This window comes from Microbacterium sp. A84, assembly GCF_051842815.1.
GTDB lineage: Bacteria > Actinomycetota > Actinomycetes > Actinomycetales > Microbacteriaceae > Microbacterium.
On record NZ_JBPXMS010000001.1, the window covers coordinates 2,117,784 to 2,135,765 of the forward strand.

Below are 17,982 nucleotides of genomic sequence, written 5' to 3' on the forward strand. Positions count from 1 at the left end.
TGTTTCCCCCGGGGGGCCCCTCGGGAAGGGTGTTTGTTAAAGCTAGGGGGGGGGGGGGGGGGGGCGCCGGGGGGGGGCCCCCCCCCCCACGCTTCGCTTTGATGAAGGAATACCTGCTGCGACACGCACCGCGTTCCTGTCGCACTTGGTCTCCGCCAATCTCCAACTACGCCAAAATGAAGCAATTGCACCCACGGCGGGCGCACGAACACATTCGTCCTCCTGAAGCCTGAAAGTCAGCCCATGAGTACTGCAAGCACCGCACGCACTAGAACGCCCCTCTGGGCGAAACTGCTCCTGGTCGTTCTGATCCTGCTCCTGATCGGCGCCGCTGGGTTCGGGGGCATGATGCTGGGGAAGTTCCTCGGTGCGACCGAAGAACGGTCCACCCAGGTGATTCGCTCGATCACCCGCGAAGAGCAGATCATCCTCGTCACCGCAGGGATGACGGACATCAAGTCGGAGTCGGACGACCAGGACTTCTTCGGTCTGTTCGACATCCCGTTCACGGAACGCTCGGTGCTTGTTCGTTACGAATACGATGCCAAGTTCGGAATCGAAGGCGGCGACGTCTCGATCGAGCCGGTCGGCGACGACGCGTATCGCGTATCGATCCCGAAGTTCATCTTCCTTGGATACGACAATCCCGACTTCTCCATCGCGGACGAGAAGAACGGAGTACTGAGCTGGGCGACTCCAGAGATCGACAAGAACGAGTTAATCAAGTCGCTCCTCACGGATCAGGCCGTCGCTGAGCACCTCGAGGGGCTACGCCCGGTGCTGGAGGAGCAGGCCAAATCGTTCTACACGAACATCATCACCGCGATCGACCCCGACGCGACACTGCAGTTCACGTTCACAAAAGGAAAGGATCCGGCATGAGCAGCGAAGCCGAGCAGCACCCGCGGCCGACACCAGAGATCGACGATAAACCGTTCCTGGATGCGACCGCAGAGGCGAAATCTCGGTACGGTCGCTTCAATCTCGCTGTCGTTGGCGGCTCGGGCGTAGGCAAGTCTTCACTCGTCAACGCCGTCTTCGGCCGCGACTGGGCGAAGGTCGGAAAGGGACTACCGGTCACTCGCGGCGTGCAGTATTACCACGATGATTCTCTCGGCATCTGGGATGTCGAAGGATTCGAGATCGGGTCACCAGTGCCGCCGGGGGAACAACTTCGCGCCCATCTCAAGATCATCGCAAGCCATTCGGCGGACCAACAGATTGCGGTCGTCTGGTACTGCGTAAAGGCGAACGACGACCGCCTCACCCCCGCGGACATCGCAATGATCCGTGAGCTCGACGCCGCAGGTCTCCCGGTGATCCTCGTGCTCACGAAGGTCGATTGGGGAAAGTCCGTCATCCCCGGCAAGCGCAGCCTGTCAAAGGGCGTCCAACAGTTCATCGATTGGCTCGAAGAGCCCACTGACGAGCACGATCAACCCATCCACATCCCGTACCAGCGAGTGATTCCCACCTCGACGCGCGACAAAGATGGAAAGGGCTCGGGGTACGGCCTCGGTGAACTCGTTACAGAGACACTCGCGCTCGCTCCCGACAACGAGAAGGATGCCTTTCGTATCGCACAGCGGCTCAATCTCCCCTGGAAGCGCGAACTTGCCCGATCAGTCATCATCGGTGCCGCAACCGCGGCCGCCGCGGCCGCCGCGGTTCCCGTTCCTGTCGCGGATGCAGCGATTCTGGCGCCGATCCAACTCGCAATGATGGGCAGGATCGCGACGATCTACGACCTGGAAATCAAGACCCTGCTCTCGGCGGGCGCATTAGCGCAACTAGGTGTGCAGCTTGCGGGCAGAGCTCTCGCGAGTAGTTTCCTCAAGCTGATCCCCGGAGCGGGCAGCGTCGTGAACGCCGGCGTCGCCGCAGCCCTGACTGCCGCTACTGGTGAGGGCTGGATACGTCTGTGCGAACAGGTGCACACCGGAAAGTTGGATCTGAACGCAGTCAGTACCGCGTGGGGTGACTATGTGCCCGGATTCTTCGACGTAATCCGAAAGATGGGCGAACAGCGACTTACCAAGTCGTGATGCCCAAGCACCGCGGGGTGCCGGATTGCTATCCTCGTTTCGCACCATCGGTAGCGCACCGTCGCTGAAGCAGCAGGGTGGTCGTGGCCGTCACCACCACCGCGGATGAACCTCCACCCGGTCGCCGTCCGCGTTGACGTACCAGTGCGCGACCGCGTTGCCCGCTCGGTCGCGATCGACCAGGATCTCGTGGTCTTCGGCACCATCGTGTCGCCAGTCACGATTCGCACGCGTGAGCGCCGAGATCAGATGGTCGCGCTTGCCGGGCTGGATCATCGATTGCGCCGATGGATGCCACGTGTCGATCGTGCGCACGCCGATGCCGATCTCCGGTCGACCGAACCTCGCCCACCCTCTGCGCGCGAACAGACCAAGGGTGACAACGGTGTGCAGCTCAGGCAGCATGGCGATGAGCTCACGCACCGGCTGAGCTCCCTCCCGGAGGTCTTGAACGGTCGGCTTCTTACTCGCGGGACCGAGGTACCAGGGGACGACATTCCACAGCAGCGCGTTGTCAATGAGTCCTGCAGCCCGGCGCGCGATCCAGAGACTCTCGGCAGTTGGGTCGTCGTTGTCTGACGAGATGAATCCAGATCCCGGACGTGCATTGCGCGCGTTGGTCATCGGACCCGGCGCCTCCATAAGCAGGAGCACTCGTGCACTAATGCCGGCGTCGGCCGGGTCGATCGCGGGGATCTCAGCGCCGAGCCCCGCACTCTCGCGTCGAGCGATAAGCAGATCGACCCATTCAGTCAAGGGTGCGATCGTTCGGACCGCGCGACGCATCGCGAGTCGTTCCTGGAGCACGTCTGCATCACCGAGGGAGCGAGGTCTGGTGGAAATCACACCTGATCCTATTGCCGTCGTGGTTCCCGATGCAGGCCCCCGCACGTCCGATCCGAGCTACGGAACACCAATGTCCGCGCTCCCTGCTACAGTCCTTTCAGGTTCAAGAGTTGCAGTCACAGGTACCTGGCCGACTGCACGGCAACCCTCCTCATCGAGCGGGGTGCCCCAGGGGAAGAACCGGCCCGACGCAATCGCGTGCGAGCAAGTCGATGGGTTCGCGCCGCCTGACAGACGTGACGGCGCACCCCTTCACGGCGGAAGGGTTCACAATGAACGCAGCAGAGAACATCACCGACGGTTGGCCCGAGGACGAACAACCAATTTTCACGGACAACGGCTTCGGAGCGGTCTCGCAGACGGAGTCGACGCCGGATGAGCTCGGAGAAGCGCCCTGGCTCAGTGGAGGACGCATCGTCCCCGCTGATGCATCCGCAACCGAGTTCGCCGAGGCATGGGCAGGTGTCTCATCAAAGGCCACTGCTGATCACCTGCGCTGGGAGTTCGCGATCCAGTCGCCAGCCACACCGGGCGGCAACGGGTTGACGCCGCTGCCGCTGCCGAAAGCGCTGGAGCGACTGCGGCTCGACGGAAACGCACGCCTCTTTCGCCGGCCTATCGGCGACTGGGCTGTGGCTCCGACGCCGTTTCCGCGGGTGCTCGGCGCGGGTTGGAAGGAGGAGGAATCACGAAAGCTTGAGTGGTATCGCGTCTTCATCGAGTTTCCACCGAGCTACTGGGGTGTCATCGCTCGCCAGGGCGGGGTCGAGCACGTTCCCGCCGACTGGCCGCTGTTCGCGAGGCGCGCGGCCACGAGTGGCCTCACTCCGAGCACGTACGCAATGCTCGGCACGGCGTTGCTCGCTCAGCGCACGCGTGCGCAGCAAGATCAGCAGCGCGGCACAGTCGGGCCGACCCCACCGCTGACGGAGATCGAGGTATGGCATGACTTCCCGAAGCTGCTCGAGTCTGGCGTCAGCCCACTCGCTGCCATCGCTCACATCTGCCGCGCACTCGCGGCGTAAATCAGTTCGTTCAACGGAGACATCATGACCACGTACAAGTCGGCGAAGAATCAGGACTCTTCGCTCTACTGCGCATACTTCGGCGGGCCGCGCGACGGGCTCAAGACCGGAGACCTGCCCAAGATTCTGTCCGGCAAAAAACTGACCGGAATGGTGTCGAAGACGCCGCTGAGTAAACCGCATCAGTTCAGCCTCTTCGCGGTCTACGAGTGCACGAGCGAGACCCAAGTGAACGGATTCTGGATCCTCACTTACCGCGGAATGGAGGGACCGAACGGGGAAAAACTCGTTGCTGCGAGGCCTTCCCGCGCAGCGGAGCAGATGCCATGATCCATAGCTGCGGCCGCACCAGGTGCACGTCCGGCTAAGCGTCCTAGACTCCGGGGTACTTAGCGTCCCACCACGGTTCGAGCCACGGGGTACCACCCTCCTTCCATCCGCCGGAAGGGACCTGTTCCTCTTTGACTTCCAACGCCAGGTCAATCGCGAGCCGATCCATCACCCACCCGAGCTCGAGCCGGCTCAACAGAGCAGTAGGAAACACTTCGTATCCATGGAGGGCGCCCAGGAAAGCGCCAACGATCGCCGCGACCCCATCGCCATCAGGTGCGGATCGAGCAAGCGCGAGTGCATCGTTGGTAGACCCCCAGTCGGGGTATGAGGCTGCGACGTAAATTGCGCCGGCGAGAACGGAGCGGGGCGTATCGTCGGGCGCAATCTCGCGGAGCACGCTGGGATCTGCCGACCGCTCTCGACTCTCCTTCATCGCATGGCTAGCAAGGTGATGGATTGTAGGTGAAGTCATTTCGCCCAGCGATCTTTCCATCGCAGCAAGGAAGCTCTCCGACTCCCTAAGACAATGAACCGCGATGCAAACAACGGCGCCGGTCGCCGACCGGACCTGCGGGTTATGGTGAGTCGTGCTCGCAACTTCACCGGCGGCCGTGCCCGCTTGCGCAGCGGTCGAGTGGGAGAACCGTCCCGATCCTGCGTACACGGCGAGCGGGAGAGTCTTAATAACCGGACGGCAACTGTTCGCTCCGCTGGACACGCCAGACGTAATGGCCCGTTCCATCGACGGCGAATGCCCCCGATTCTCAGCCATCGCTGGAACTTCGGAAAGCCAACCCGGGTATTGCATCACCGATTGAGCGGGCCTGAAACCACCGCTCTTGCCCTGGCGAACGATGAGCCAACGCCGGTTCGAGTACTCAATATGATCAGTGATCAACGGCCACCCCTCGTCCTGGACACTCGGCGCGTACAACCCATATCGGGTCGTACGCCGCAACAGTCCCTCAGCTGTCCAGGCGGCGAGCTGAGTCGCGGCACCGGCGAGCAGGGCACCAGTAGACGGGATCAATCGCCCTGTGCTCCCGAGCGCATCGCCGAGCGCGAGGCCCAGCATCAGCCCACGCACCTTGCTCTCCCAAACCGCTGGGCCGTGGTGACGCTTGACCGCGCCCCGGAGCTGCCTCGCATTCTGTTGCGTGTCCCACGAGCCCGGCCCACCCGAAGTGCTCATTGCCGCAATTTGGTCAGTCGTGGGGGAGTTCCCAGCGCTCTGCAGCTCATCAAAGAACGTGAGCTTCGACCCGTCGATCTCTACGAGTTGTTTGTCGTTGACTTGCGAGAGCAGGCTGCCGGTGGCGCGGTTCCACTGACCGCCGTCACGAATGTACGTCGCTGTCGGCGCAAACATATAGAGACCGATGAAAGATCCGTTCGCTTTTGACAAGACGGCGCCGAGGAACCCTGTGCTCACGTCGTCGGCATCGACGCTCTGATGAGATGCATCCGTGCCTGGAACGATCAGCTCAGACAGAGGTATCTGGGTCCAGCTGACGCCGGAGGGCAGATAGTCCAGTGGATTTCCATGCGCCATGCGTTCATCATGTCCCTCTTCCTGCTCCCCGTCTATCGGAAGGGATGCAGCCATGGCTGTCAACATCAGCTCTCGTCTCGCGCTAGTCATCGCGATCGATACGGCATCTACAAGAACTGGCTTCGCTACCCTCTCGAGGGAGCTGCCCTGCCCGGGAATCCGACACGCCAGAAAGCGCACACCGGAGTACAATCGCGATCAACGCTGAGCACACGAAGGGAACCTCGATGGGCGCTGGTGTCCAAGATGACCTGCTTCGAGAGGCATGTGTCGCGTGGCAAGACGGGCGCGATGGAGGATCGTCACCACTCCGCGCAGCGGCACGCGTGCTGACGGGAACGCCGCACTACTTCGAGGCCGATTTCATCAGTCACTACGAGCGCGTTGCCGCCGCCGATCCACTCACAATGTCGCGGGCGCGGTTTCTACTCAGTGCGCTGGCCGCCTTTCCAAGAATGACCGCCGCTGGCTGGAGCGAGAGCACCGGTTTTGGGTCCAGCTGGGCGGGACGCGGTATCAAGTCAGGGAATCAGGATGGTCAGATATCCGCCGCGCTCGAGACTGGCTCGCTGACGATGCCCCTGTGGGGTCTGAGCCTCGATCGCGACGTCGCGCTGTCATTCGGTAGGAAGTTTCTATTCGAGCTGATCGGCCCCTTCCCCGCATTCCCCGCCTGGATCGCGTCAGGGATCAAATCAGAAGAACGGGAGCTCATCGCAGGAGGTCGCTACGACGTCGAGCGGATCGCTGAGGACCCGTCGGGCACGACCATCGTGCAGTTACGATTCGTCGAAACAGTCACAGCCAACTGAACCCGCCAAGGCGCCCGGGGCTCACACCAACTACTTCTTCTTCCGCGCAGCCCCATCAGCAATGACCGACGACACGTTCGCTGTCCATCCGGTCTCAGCGAGTTCCCACTGGCTCCGGCGGTCCCCATTGACGGCCTTCAGATACTTCTCGTTCCTGAGATGCTGGGCCGCCCAGCGGATGTCGTACTGCCACGTGTAGAACAGGTCGCCGGACGCTCGCAGCTCAGCTTCGTGCATCTGCCAGACCCGCTGGCAAACCTGCACGATCGAACCGGATCCTCCGAGCTGTCGCAGAGCCTCGAGCACCCAGCCTTTCAACGAATGCCGGTCAGCCGCGATCGTCATCAAAGCGCCGCCGCGAGGTGTCGGCCGATCGCTTCACCGAGACGGATCGGGACTGCATTACCGATTTGTCGGGCGATGGCGGTGCGCGAGCCAGCGAACCGATAGTCGAGCGGGAACCCCTGAAGCATGGCGGCTTCATAGTGCGTGATCGCACGGTCCGCGACCGGGTGCAAGTATCGTCCCTTCTCCGGCTTGAAGAATTCCGTCCGGATCGTCACTGAAGGCTTGTCCCAGTGCAGACGCCCCATGACGTCCCCCGATCCGGACTTGTGCTTGCGCCAGCAAGGTGCGAGCAGCTCGTCTGGCAGGTTGAACCGATTCCCACCGGCAGGGATCTCCTTGAACCGCTTTAGCGAAAGCTCGGCGTAGTCTCGACCGATGTGCAGCTCTCTCGATGACCAGGCCCCGCGGTGCGAGCGCCCATCCACCTCTGTGCGGCGATCATCCAACGCAGGGTCGACGCCGACCGGGATTCCCGTGAACACGTCCCCGACCGTGACATGTTGGTCACTCGCGTGGGTCGCCTCAGGAAGACTGATCGCAGGCATGTCCCGATGCCGACCGATGAGGATCGCGCGCTTGCGCGCTTGGGGCGCCCCGTAGTCGGCAGCGTTCAGCACATCCCACTCAAACGTGTAGTCCTTCAGAATCCCCTCGTCCGCCGTGGTCGCCTCCGTGAGATCACGGAACTGCGGAGATTTGGCGAACATCGCAACGTTCTCAAGGACGAAGTACTTCGGTTGCGCACGAATGATGGTCTCGGCGTATTCACGCCAGAGAGTGTTCCGAGAGTCTTCGGCATCCTGCTTGCCGAGAGTCGAGAAGCCTTGGCAAGGCGGGCCGCCGATGACGACGTCAACCTCTGGGACTTCCTCTTCGCGCAGCCAGTCCTCAATGTCGCCCTGATAGACGATGTCTTCGCCGTGGTTTAACGCGAAGGTCGCTGCCGCATCTCGATCCATCTCGACGGCGCGGACGACGTCGAAACGGGAGGATGCCTCATGCATCCCCTGGCTCAATCCGCCGGCGCCGGCGAAGAGGTCGAGCACGGAGATCGAGTTCCCCAAAATGGCCTCCTGCGCGGTCTCACCCCGTCGTTCACGACAAGGTCTGATCCGATCCTATTCCGATGGATGATGCGAGTCATGGAGACGCCGCCGGCTACATCGAATGATCTCCCTGGCGAGCAATGCTGAAGTGCGTCTTCCGGTTCTGGGCATACGAGGTCCGCGAGGACGCGGACCTCGTATCTGCCCAGGTCATCGAGACGGTCAGGTCACGCTCTCAGGCGCGTTGACCAAGCATCGCGTCGAGCACCGGCCCGAAGAATCCTGTGATTCGTTCACTCCCGACCACGAAGGTCCGGTCAAGCAGCAGATTCGACGACTCACACGAGGTCTCCGGAGCAAGACTGCAAGCATGGCATGCGGCGAGATTCAGGCCGTCGATACTCTGGGGCTCCGACTCGGAGCACACCGGATCATTAGGACACCACGCCGCCTGCTCCAGAGCGCGCACCATCGTAGGGATCAACAGGTCCGGTTCCCCTTGTCGGACCAGGCCTCCAAGAGTCCCTTCCACATCGGAAGTAGTCGTGTAAATGAAGATGCCGTAGTCACCGTCGGACTCGCAGTAGATCCTCTCCTTAAGGGATGAGGCTGTATATCCGCTACTGAACGCGAGCTCGCGCATGAGCAGATGCGCGAAAGAGTGGAGAAGTACGTATTCCGCTGACACGAGATGCAACCGGAGTCCCAAAACCGAGTGATTCTGGTGCTCCACGAGTGTGTTCGCCAGCGCCTGGACGGCCGGCTGCGACGCCCATCCCTTCACCGCTTCAGGATCGAAACGGATGAAGATCCCCTCGCCGTAGCCTTCGGCCGCTGGAAGCCACGACTTCTCGAACGACTGTGTGGGCACGGCCGGAACGGCTGTTGCATCGGGGGAATAGCGCCGGAATCCGCGCACCGCACGGACATCGCGGAGCCGATCGACCAGCACGACATCCTGGATCCGTGCAGCGACACCGTCGCTGGCATCCACACCCTTCGGATGCAGCTTGACCGCTCGTGTCACGAAGTCTTGCATAGCGGTCTTCCCCGTGACCGCCCCCACGAACGCCTCAAACTCATCCGCTTGGAGAGAGCTCATGATCTCGCGACGCTCACCCGGCGCATGATCATCGTTCGCAAGCGCCAGGATCTCAGTGATGGAGACGCCGAGATCCGCGGAGATTTGAGCAATCATCCCGTCCCGCAATGCCGGGACAGCGGCGGCGAGACCATCGAACATCTTGTGTGCGCGAATCGCGTCCTCCGTCTCGGAGCTACGACTCTGAACGGGGGGAATATCAATCGCGCTGACTGAATCGCTGAAGTGAAGGCTTGTCGCACCTCGCTGCTGCGGGTCCAACGGCTTCCCGCAGTCTGCCCACCCGTATTCCCAGGGTTGAGTACCCCGACAGCTAAAGCCATCTTTAGCCAGCGCGTCACGCCGCAGCTCTCCCAATGACCGGCGCGCACCACAGGCGTCGCACGACACTTCCAAACTGCTCAGCCCGTCGCCGGCGCCTTCCAGTGTTCGGAACCTCAATCGCTCCGCTGACTTGCACTCGTTCTCGGATCCTCGATGCGCCCAGTCCGCCCATGGAACATCGCTCACGTGGCTGTTTTCAGTGCAGACCAGGACGAACCTCATTGGGACGAGCCGGCCATCACACCCGGCTTCCGAACAGTGGGGAACCCCACCCGTCTCGAACTTCGAGCTCCAATGGATCAAGCGGCGGCAGACCTGGCAGAAGAGCCAGCCGGGGAACCGCACGAACTCCAACCCCGGAACCGTGCCCTTTTCAGGCTCATGCGTTGTCGGTGCTGCCCAGAGCTCTTGTACTTGGAGCGCAGCCGCCAATCGGTCGGCACTCACGCGCTCCCGGACCTTCGGAGACGGCCACTTGTCACCGGTCGGCACCATAAACGACTGGCCGAGAATGTCCACGATCGCGCCGGGCCCGTAGGGAGCTACGGTCTCAGATGCTCGGATGGTCTTGATGATTGATTCAACCATTTCGTTCTCCCTTTGATCGCACCTTTACGACCTTGTCTACGTTCCGCATGGAGTTCATCACCGGCCAGCCCGCACCGGGCTCGGTGAACTGCCGCAGCAGCCGCTCCTCAGCGTCGCGAGACTTGTAGATGAGCTTCTTGCCTGCCTTGGACACCCGCTCACGCACCTCCACCCAATCGAGCACGGCCCCATCGATCTCCTCCTCGACCTGATCCGCCTCTCGTGGGTCAGCTCGGGCGACGTGTTGCTTCAACAGCTCCACGGCCTTCTTCACACCTGCCGATTCAGGATCGAAGTGCGCAGCATCCGCGTTGTCTCGCAAACCGGCCCCATGCCGGACGAGAATCACAAGGGCTGCCCGCAAGGCGCGGCGTCGTGCCTGCAGCGACCACGGAGTGACACTCGACGGCTCGACGAAACGGTAGTACGCGCCGTGATATGCACGAAACGATTCGAACACGGAACGATCTCGGGGCTTCCCTGACCGGAACATCGTGACCACGAGCCCCGGCGTCGTCCCGCGACCGACGCGCGACGTGGCCTGGATGTACTCGGCCGTCGTCTTCGTATGGCCGTTCACCAGCATCACGCCGAGGCGTTCGACATCGATTCCGACCGACATGATGTTCGTCGTGGCGAGAGCATCGATCACGTCGGAGTGATCAGGGCCCCGCTCGAGTCTCTGCAGCAGTCGGATGAGTTCGTCCGACGGCACGTTACCGTTCAGTTCCTCCACGCCATCCGGTCCGATGACGCGGGCTGGCCTGCTTCCCCCGGCTCGACGTGAGAGATTACTCTGGACGTCGTCCCGCAAGATCGTCACGGTGCGCCCGAGCTCGCGGAGGCTGTTGTGATATACCGCCAGCGTCCAGTAGCGATCCTTCGCCTCGCCCTCGAGGCCCGCCGTGACGGGGGCGTCGAGGAGTTCGGTCGCGATCTGGCCTATCGACCACGACGGAGTGTGCGCCTGCGGCATGATGCCCAGGTACAGCCGACCAGCGGCTTCCGGATCGGGTTCCGAAAAATGGTTGTCTTCCGCGCGGAGACCTGCAGGAGGGAAAGCTTCCACCTGCTTGGCCATGAGACCGCGGACCTGCTCAACGGATGCGCGCGTCGTCGCGGTGGAAGCCACGGTCTTCGGCGGAGTTCCGTTCCAGCGCAGAAGCGCTCCGATGGCAGCCTCGTAAACGCCCACGATCGTTCCGAGGGGTCCCGAGAGGAGGTGGAGCTCGTCCTGGATGACCAGCGATGGCGCATCGCAGACACTGTCGATGCCAAACATGCGTGCGCCATCCGAAATCCAGGCCAGGCGCGCCAGCTTGTCCACGGTAGCAACGAGCATCGTTGGCGGGTTCGCATAGATCCCCTCGTCGACGACCTGCACCGGCAGGGTCTCCGAGAAGGGGCAGTCGTCATCGGGGCAGAAGAACTCGAACCCGTAGGCGCTCGCCTTCACTCCATACTTGCGGTCCTTCGCGGTCTTACGCGGCGGCATGATCGACTCCGCGCACCACGGGCACTCGAGCAGTTGAAATGGGTTGTCTGGCCTGCTCTGTTGCCGAACCTCACGAAGTTGCTTCTCCGCCTCCTTGTACGTCCCCGGCGTGGTGCTGTTGCCCAACCAGAGGCCGATTGAGAAGTCGGGAGCCTCATCCAGTCGCTCATCGTCCGCGCGCATGAGCTCGAGAGCGCAGATCAGTGTCGCCGCGCGCTGGAACTGCTGCGCCGTGAGGAGCCGCATCGTGTACCGGGTGAGCACCGCCATTCCTCCACCCTTATGCCCGCGCGCCAGCCGTCGGCGGATCATCTCGATCGCTGCGAGACCGAGGTAAGCCTCGGTCTTTCCTCCACCGGTTGGGAACCAGATGAGGTCGACGAGGTCGCGGTCATCATGGTCCTTGTCAACAGTCGAGGCGAGGGCGCTGAGGATGAATCCCAGCTGGAACGGTCGCCATGTCGGTTCGTCCGCGCCCTTATCCTCGAACAGTCTCCGCCCGTACCTCGTCTCCTTGCCGATCACCTTCCGCTGGCGAAGCATCTGCCACCGCATGGCCACATTGGCCATCCTGAAGGACTGCAGCACCTGGGCGTCCTCGCCGAGGAGTCGGATCCCCTCTTCGATGCGTGACAGCGCGCGATGCTGCCGACCGATGATGCGGTCAGCGATCTCGCGAGCGTCCTCTCCCAGTTCGGATGCCTCGCTCTCCTGGCTGGCGATCCACTCGGCATACTCATGAGCGACAGTCGACAACCCTTCGAGGAGCTCAGGGACGGGCACTTCGTCGTCGGACAGCCAGCGCATTCGCACGGCATCCCCCGCGCCACGCTTGGCACGAATCGCGCTCACTTCGGTCTCGGGGATGGTCGTGGTCTTGACCGTGACGGGCGCCGTCGACGGGGTCCACTCGACGGCGACTCCGTGCCCGACGGCGAAGGAGGGCGAACCCCGATAGCGGAAGGCAAGCTCGCGATCCTCATCCGAGACATGCACACCGGCCTGCGGGTACGGCAGAAGTCCGGATTCGTCCGAACACGCGAGTTCCACTTGGAACAGACACAGATCCGGATGCCTCTTCGCCTCACCTGCGGCGACATCTGCCGCGTTGGACAGAGCGATGGTCGTCAACCACTGGCCGCCGTATCGGCGCGACCTCCACGAGAGCTTGGCCCGACCCTCGAGGACCGGCATACTGCCGCTCGCCCCCACCGCGATGAACTCATATCCGACGACCGGTCGTCGTGCCCAATCCTCCTCCGACGCGTTCTCGTAAACGCCCGCGGAGAGATCGACTCGCAGCGTCGACCCGCCGTGCAGGAAGGACACGCCCAACGATGCTGGCGCCCAGCCGAAAGCACCCGTCAGATTCACACCAAGGTCTTCCGCCTCTGCGTCATCCGTCTCGCCGTCTTGGCCCGCCGCCGATTCCCACTCGATCTCCTCGTCGTCGGATGGGACCTCAGTCGAATCCTCCACGTCATCCAGCTCCACAGGAGCTGCCGCGCCCTGCTCGACCGGGTACAGAGTCCCCACCAGATATGCATAGACGGGGTTGCGTTGCAACACTTCACGCTCACCGTCGAGCGGCCCAAGCCAGCGCCGCCGTACCTCTGCCACGACGGCGTTTCTCCCCTCCCGCGCGTCAGTGATCGTGGATCGGTTCTCCGCCACACCGGCGCTATCGATATCGCTCATGCCTTGCTCCAGAGGTAGTCGAATTCGTTGTATGCGAGGTCCTCGCCGAACTGCTCGAAGGTGTCCTCGACGTTGACGATCAGGCATCGTTCGGTGCCTCCGTTGGCGGGTCCGCGCAATCCGCGACCCACCATCTGAAGATATCGATTGGGACTGAAGGTGGGACGAGCGATGTACAGAGCGCGAACCATTGGCGCGTCGAACCCCTGAGTGAGCAGGTCGCAGTTCACCAGCACTTGGGTCTGACCAGACTTGAACTGTTCCACCACCCGCCGCCGCTGTTGTCTGCGCATGCCTCCATCGACCGAGTCTGCCCGTACGTCCTCCAGTCTGAGAAGCGCGGCGATCGTATGTGCAGATGCGACGGATGCCGCGAAAACAAGGATCGGCCATTCCGGGTCCTGCTGCTTTATGTGCTCTACGACGTTGAGCGTGCGCTGCATATCCTGACCAATCGCCACGAGCATGCCTGGCGTGACTTCTTTCATTTTTCGGAACTCAGCATCCTGCTGCCCGACGCCGACTTCGACCCCGTCCAGCACGTGGTAGTCGACCTCAGAGAGCACATTCCAGGACCTCAGCTGCCCGATCGGATTCTCAGGGTCAAGGGACTCGAGTCGGTTCTCTCCGAAGCGCTGCGCGAACAGTCGGTTGATCTCGTCGTTTCGACCGCGGAACGGGGTCGCCGTGAGCCCGAGCAGGGGTCGCGCCGTCCTGGTCGAGGTCAGCCCGAGATGCTTGAGGATCTCCGTGTAGGACTTGGAGAGCGCCGTGTGGGCCTCGTCGATGACCACGATCCCGGGCTGGGTGAGCCACTCGTACTGCGGTTCACCCAGCCGACGCACGAGTGTGGCATCGATGGCGACGACGACGTGGAGTTCCTCGTCCGACTCGTCCAGCTCGTAGCCTCCCCAGAATCTGCTGACATCGAGCGCACGCTCGTCCCCCAACCACCGCCAGACCTCAGAGAATGAGTGGATCGCCTGCTCGCACAGCTCCTCGCTCTGGGCGATCCACAGCACCGGCGACTGTACCTCGCCGGACTTCATCAGTCTGAGCAGAGCCTCCACGGTGACCCGTGTCTTCCCCGCCCCTGTGGGCAAGTAGAGGAGTCCCCGCTGCTCGGCAGGATCATCCGAGGAGATGAGCGTCGTGATTTTGTCCGCCACCTCGCGCTGAAAATCGTGAAGCGGGTTCAGAGTCAACTGACCTTGGATGTGGCTGACCGCCGAGGCCCGGCGCTCTCGCGTGCCCGCAAACGACGTGTCGAAGCCCAGGTTCTTCACTGCCGCCTGCGCTGCGGGCGACCCATCCCATCGATCCGGGACTGCGATGCCTCGACGTCTCAGGACATCGCGCAGTTCACGGACTGAGTCCTGCCCGTACACACGCAAGAACAGCTCAGCAGTTCCTCGATCGTCCAGGGTTCCGGTGTTCGATTCGACGGCCTCCATCAGACCAGCAGGGAGGGCTGCGCGGAGCGCATCTGAGTCCACCAGAATTAGTAGTCGCTGCTCGTGGTTCCGTGCCGCCCTCGAACGAGCGATGAGCTCGCTCTGGCGCATGCTCTCATCGTCGCGCAGCACGGCGCGGACGTCATCCGGGGTGAGTCCCAGGTCCAGTGCCTTCGACACCTCGGCGAGCACCACATCGATCTCCAACGATGCGTCCACCGTGACGGTGCGTTCCTGCCGGATCGACCGGAGACGACGCTTCTTCACGCCCTTGACGCTCTGGAGGACCCGATGGATAGCATCGGCGCGCACCACTGAGACTCGCCCCAGCGGCACCTTTGCGTGGTTCTGCAGGCTCGGATGGATATCGAGCAGGGGGATCGCGTCCGCAGCGCCCGCGATCTCCACCGACTGGTGGAGCGCATCCTCGGCGGACATCAACCCCCAGCGCGAAGTCAGAGCAGGGTCGGGCGCCGACGCGGGGATGTACGCCACTCCGGCCTCGTCGAGGTCGGCAATCCCGCGCCCGTCCACGACGACTGCCACCTCCTCGCGGGGTGTGAGCACGACCGCGCCGTTGATGACTGCTGGCACCTTATGAGGGACAGGCAGATCGGCTCTTCGTGCACATTCGCTGATCAGTTCCACGAACTCATCAGCGCGAGGCAGCTTGTAGCCCTCTGCGACCAGAAACTCAGTGAGCATGCTCGTCGGGACAGAGGCGAGATCCTTGGGTAACGGGAGGCCTGCGCTGACATCTGCAGCCGCGACCGGGAGGAATGATGCGAAGCGGCCGAGGGACGCGGACACCGTTTCCTCCAGCCGGCGCGGTCCGCCTGATGTCTGGACCAGTCCACGATTGCGAACCGCCCACCACTCCATGGTGGAAACACGGATCTCTGCCTTGCGCCCGCCGCCAACTGGCACATCAAGCACGAACTCCGTGTTCTGGAGGCCCGCGAGGATGGCCCGCGTCCAGGAGACCCGATCCTGATCAGTCAGGTCGTCGACGAATAGGTCGAGTGGTCCCACGCCGGGCTGATCCGGAATGGCGATCCGCGACGCCGACAGCCCATTTTTGGCGAGGTAGCGCCGCACCACATCCTCGATCGCCGAGACGTAGTCGCCGCGGAGGCGATCATGCCAGAGCTCACGATTGCGCTCAGGAACGGTGATGGCACCGGCAGCCTTGCGGAGCAGGAGATTCGGCACGAGCGTTGGGTCGATCTGCCGAGAAGGTACGTTTCGGGCGATGGAGGCGTCGGCGATGAGGTCGATTGCGCGTCGCCACGCACCCGCCGCCGTTCTCATCAGGATGCGGACGTCTCGGGCTCGCATCCCCTCGATCGCAAGCACAGCTTGGTGAGGAGTCGCCGCGTTCAAAGCCTTCCACAGCCGCTCCCACTCGCTGTCGCCCCACCTGTCCGTCGCGGAGGCCGCAAGAGCGGAGGCGGCCTCATCGCCGGAGACGCCGCGGAAGCCGAACTCACGCAGGAGCCCACCGGCAGCGGCAGCGACATCGGATCGCACCAGGTCAACCCCGTCAGGGACTGCAGCGCCAGGGACGGGCAACAGGACCGTCCTATTCTGGTCCGCCCGGGCCCACCCACCGCCTTCGAGCGGGAGGACCTTCGCGGAGAGCGCCGCGTCATGAGTCTGTGCGTTTCCACGACGCAACTCAGCAAGGATTTGCAGCGCAGCAACGGAGCCTTGGGCGTCGTCCTCAGAGGCCAGCTCTGCGAGCCAGCTAGCAACGCCTGACTCTTGCGCGCTCCGCTCCCCCTCGCCTCCGCCGAGCAATGTCCGCAGGCGTGTCCGTCGCGTCGGAGTGGAGAAGCACTTCGCATGTGGCATTGTTCGACGAGGCGCGCGCGCCTGCCATATCTGTGCGGCAGCGAAGCTCAGCGGGCTCTTCTCCAGATCCGGCACTCCCCGGAAGTATGTGGGCACCTTCAGCTCCCCGGTCACGTCGGGAATCATCGCACGGGACTTCGCCCGGAACGGAATAGATGCGGAGAGGAACGAATCGGCACCGCTCTTGCTCTCACGCCCGCGAGCAGGGAACAGGTCGAGATGGGCGGCCGGGTCGTCCGGGGTCGCTGCCCGAGCAACCACATCCAAGAAGAGCTCAGCACCCACCTGAAGCATGGCCTTGTTCAACTGGGAACCAGGCACAAGGGAAGTTCGATCATCGTTCACCTCCCACGGCGCGTTGAAGATCCCACTCGCGGTCGTCTCATCACGAAGAGGGAACCAGGCCCACAGCCGTCCGGTGCTCGCACGTCCTTCCGGACGTACCGCGTAAGAAATTGTCATCGACTGCCGGGATGCCGTGGCAGTAAGCGTAGAAGCAACGTCGATGGTCGGCTTGTACGCTCGCTCGGCGAACAACCAGCGAGACTTCGTACCTTCGGGGTCAATGATGTGTACTTCACCGTCGCCCAGTCGGCCCTCGCGACGGAAGTCTCGAGACACCGCAGCAGTTCCTGGTTTGTCCTGCAGCGTGATGCGGAGTTGATCGAGGCTCTTGAAGAAGAGGAGAGACTCCGGCTTGAACTCCGTGAGCTCCTGGCGCAACCGCGCGCCTTCGCGCGTGAGGGGGAGCTTGATGATTGTCGTCGCCCACCCCATCATCTCGGCGAGATTTGCATCCTCCCGACGCGCCTGATCGACGTCCACGAGGCTGGGCACTCGCAGCAGAGGATATCGACCACCAGCCGACGGAACACCCGCGAACAACTCGACGGTCTCCGGCGCGTTGAACCCGAAGCTCACCGATCGACTGTAAATCTGAGGATTGTCACTCACACCCAGCACGGACTTGAAGCCCAAACCGAATCGGCCGATCTCCTCTCCTCTCTTGGCGCTCAAGAACGCGTAGGTGACCGCGGTGAGACCTGCCGCTTCGAACGGCGCGCCCTCGTTCGCGCAGTACAGCGCCCCGTCCGCCAGACGGAACTCCACCATTCCGGTACCGCCTCCCGCGGAGAGGGCGTCCACCGCATTCTGCAGCAGCTCGGGAATCTGCCTCGTCCCGTATCCACCCGACCGGAAGCTGTCTTCCTGTCGCACATGCTCGATGAGCAGATCGTGGTCTTCCTCGTAGACGCGCAGCGCTTTCGATTGTCTCTCCGTGATGCATCCCTGCAGTGCAGGATCCATAAGCTCCGGCCAGCCCATAATCATTCCTCTTTCAGCTCAGCGGAACCTTCCGCGCCGAGCAACAGAGCTCAGCCGAGTGACGTTACAGATGGGGTCAGACATTCAACTTCGAACGCCTTCTGTTGGCATAATTATGGCCCGATGAACGGATA

General features: G+C 62.8%; 12 protein-coding genes and 1 riboswitch. Of the genes, 5 read left to right on the plus strand and 7 right to left on the minus strand.

Translation table 11 applies throughout. The features are described 5' to 3' along the window. Positions 1-243 precede the first annotated feature (243 nt). Together ACSU04_RS10185 and ACSU04_RS10190 are read left to right on the plus strand one after the other, a co-directional pair. On the plus strand, positions 244-882 hold the full coding sequence (locus tag ACSU04_RS10185; RefSeq protein WP_439289337.1) for a hypothetical protein: 639 nt from the start codon (positions 244-246) through the stop codon (positions 880-882). After that, the gene (locus ACSU04_RS10190) at positions 879-2,045 is read left to right on the plus strand and encodes a GTPase family protein (RefSeq protein WP_439289338.1); all 1,167 of its coding nucleotides are present in this window, start codon (positions 879-881) and stop codon (positions 2,043-2,045) included. The genes ACSU04_RS10185 and ACSU04_RS10190 overlap by 4 nt, the downstream gene beginning before the upstream one ends. Before the next feature lie 90 nt (positions 2,046-2,135). Here ACSU04_RS10190 and ACSU04_RS10195 read toward each other — a convergent pair whose 3' ends face one another. Continuing rightward, positions 2,136-2,891, minus strand: a complete 756-nt coding sequence (locus tag ACSU04_RS10195) for a uracil-DNA glycosylase (RefSeq protein WP_439289339.1) — start codon at positions 2,889-2,891, stop codon at positions 2,136-2,138. 101 nt (positions 2,892-2,992) lie between these two features. Beyond that, positions 2,993-3,108, plus strand: a riboswitch (SAM riboswitch). A gap of 55 nt (positions 3,109-3,163) precedes the next feature. On the opposite strand from ACSU04_RS10195, the gene ACSU04_RS10200 reads away from it, so the two are divergent. Both ACSU04_RS10200 and ACSU04_RS10205 read left to right on the plus strand, forming a co-directional pair. Further along, positions 3,164-3,916, plus strand: a complete 753-nt coding sequence (locus ACSU04_RS10200) for a hypothetical protein (RefSeq protein WP_439289340.1) — start codon at positions 3,164-3,166, stop codon at positions 3,914-3,916. 24 nt (positions 3,917-3,940) lie between these two features. Continuing rightward, positions 3,941-4,246 carry a hypothetical protein gene (locus tag ACSU04_RS10205; RefSeq protein ID WP_439289341.1) on the plus strand — a complete coding sequence of 102 codons (306 nt, stop codon included), beginning with the start codon at positions 3,941-3,943 and terminating at the stop codon, positions 4,244-4,246. 43 nt (positions 4,247-4,289) lie between these two features. On the opposite strand, the gene ACSU04_RS10210 is transcribed toward ACSU04_RS10205, so the two are convergent. Further along, positions 4,290-5,855: an ADP-ribosylglycohydrolase family protein gene (locus tag ACSU04_RS10210; RefSeq protein ID WP_439289343.1), complete on the minus strand. Its 1,566-nt coding sequence runs from the start codon at positions 5,853-5,855 to the stop codon at positions 4,290-4,292. 173 nt (positions 5,856-6,028) lie between these two features. Between ACSU04_RS10210 and ACSU04_RS10215 the strand changes: the two genes are divergently transcribed. Next, positions 6,029-6,613, plus strand: coding sequence for a hypothetical protein (locus ACSU04_RS10215; protein WP_439289344.1), 585 nt, complete (start codon positions 6,029-6,031; stop codon positions 6,611-6,613). Positions 6,614-6,643: 30 nt separating this feature from the next. On the opposite strand, the gene ACSU04_RS10220 is transcribed toward ACSU04_RS10215, so the two are convergent. The 5 genes from ACSU04_RS10220 to ACSU04_RS10240 all read right to left on the minus strand — a co-directional run bounded on the left by ACSU04_RS10220 (position 6,644) and on the right by ACSU04_RS10240 (position 17,848). Continuing rightward, the gene (locus ACSU04_RS10220) at positions 6,644-6,958 is read right to left on the minus strand and encodes a hypothetical protein (RefSeq protein ID WP_439289345.1); all 315 of its coding nucleotides are present in this window, start codon (positions 6,956-6,958) and stop codon (positions 6,644-6,646) included. Continuing rightward, positions 6,958-8,025 carry a DNA cytosine methyltransferase gene (locus ACSU04_RS10225; protein WP_439289346.1) on the minus strand — a complete coding sequence of 356 codons (1,068 nt, stop codon included), beginning with the start codon at positions 8,023-8,025 and terminating at the stop codon, positions 6,958-6,960. Before ACSU04_RS10225 ends, ACSU04_RS10220 begins: the two co-directional genes overlap by 1 nt. 217 nt (positions 8,026-8,242) lie before the next feature. Next, positions 8,243-10,021, minus strand: coding sequence for a DrmB family protein (drmB, locus tag ACSU04_RS10230; protein ID WP_439289347.1), 1,779 nt, complete (start codon positions 10,019-10,021; stop codon positions 8,243-8,245). Further along, positions 10,014-13,214, minus strand: a complete 3,201-nt coding sequence (locus tag ACSU04_RS10235; RefSeq protein ID WP_439289348.1) for a helicase-related protein — start codon at positions 13,212-13,214, stop codon at positions 10,014-10,016. Before ACSU04_RS10235 ends, drmB begins: the two co-directional genes overlap by 8 nt. After that, entirely contained in the window at positions 13,211-17,848 is a 4,638-nt protein-coding gene (locus ACSU04_RS10240; RefSeq protein ID WP_439289349.1) for a DEAD/DEAH box helicase family protein, read from the minus strand. The genes ACSU04_RS10235 and ACSU04_RS10240 overlap by 4 nt, the downstream gene beginning before the upstream one ends. Positions 17,849-17,982: the final 134 nt, after the last annotated feature.

Excerpts from the sequence above, each read along its gene's own strand:
- ACSU04_RS10205 (WP_439289341.1), top strand. The coding sequence starts at position 3,941 with ATGACCACGTACAAGTCGGCGAAGAATCAGGACTCTTCGCTCTACTGC.
- ACSU04_RS10200 (WP_439289340.1), top strand. The coding sequence starts at position 3,164 with ATGAACGCAGCAGAGAACATCACCGACGGTTGGCCCGAGGACGAACAA.
- ACSU04_RS10240 (WP_439289349.1), bottom strand. The coding sequence starts at position 17,848 with ATGGGCTGGCCGGAGCTTATGGATCCTGCACTGCAGGGATGCATCACG.
- drmB (WP_439289347.1), bottom strand. The coding sequence starts at position 10,021 with ATGGTTGAATCAATCATCAAGACCATCCGAGCATCTGAGACCGTAGCT.
- ACSU04_RS10215 (WP_439289344.1), top strand. The coding sequence starts at position 6,029 with ATGGGCGCTGGTGTCCAAGATGACCTGCTTCGAGAGGCATGTGTCGCG.
- ACSU04_RS10220 (WP_439289345.1), bottom strand. The coding sequence starts at position 6,958 with ATGACGATCGCGGCTGACCGGCATTCGTTGAAAGGCTGGGTGCTCGAG.
- ACSU04_RS10185 (WP_439289337.1), top strand. The coding sequence starts at position 244 with ATGAGTACTGCAAGCACCGCACGCACTAGAACGCCCCTCTGGGCGAAA.
- ACSU04_RS10210 (WP_439289343.1), bottom strand. The coding sequence starts at position 5,855 with ATGGCTGCATCCCTTCCGATAGACGGGGAGCAGGAAGAGGGACATGAT.
- ACSU04_RS10235 (WP_439289348.1), bottom strand. The coding sequence starts at position 13,214 with ATGAGCGATATCGATAGCGCCGGTGTGGCGGAGAACCGATCCACGATC.
- ACSU04_RS10190 (WP_439289338.1), top strand. The coding sequence starts at position 879 with ATGAGCAGCGAAGCCGAGCAGCACCCGCGGCCGACACCAGAGATCGAC.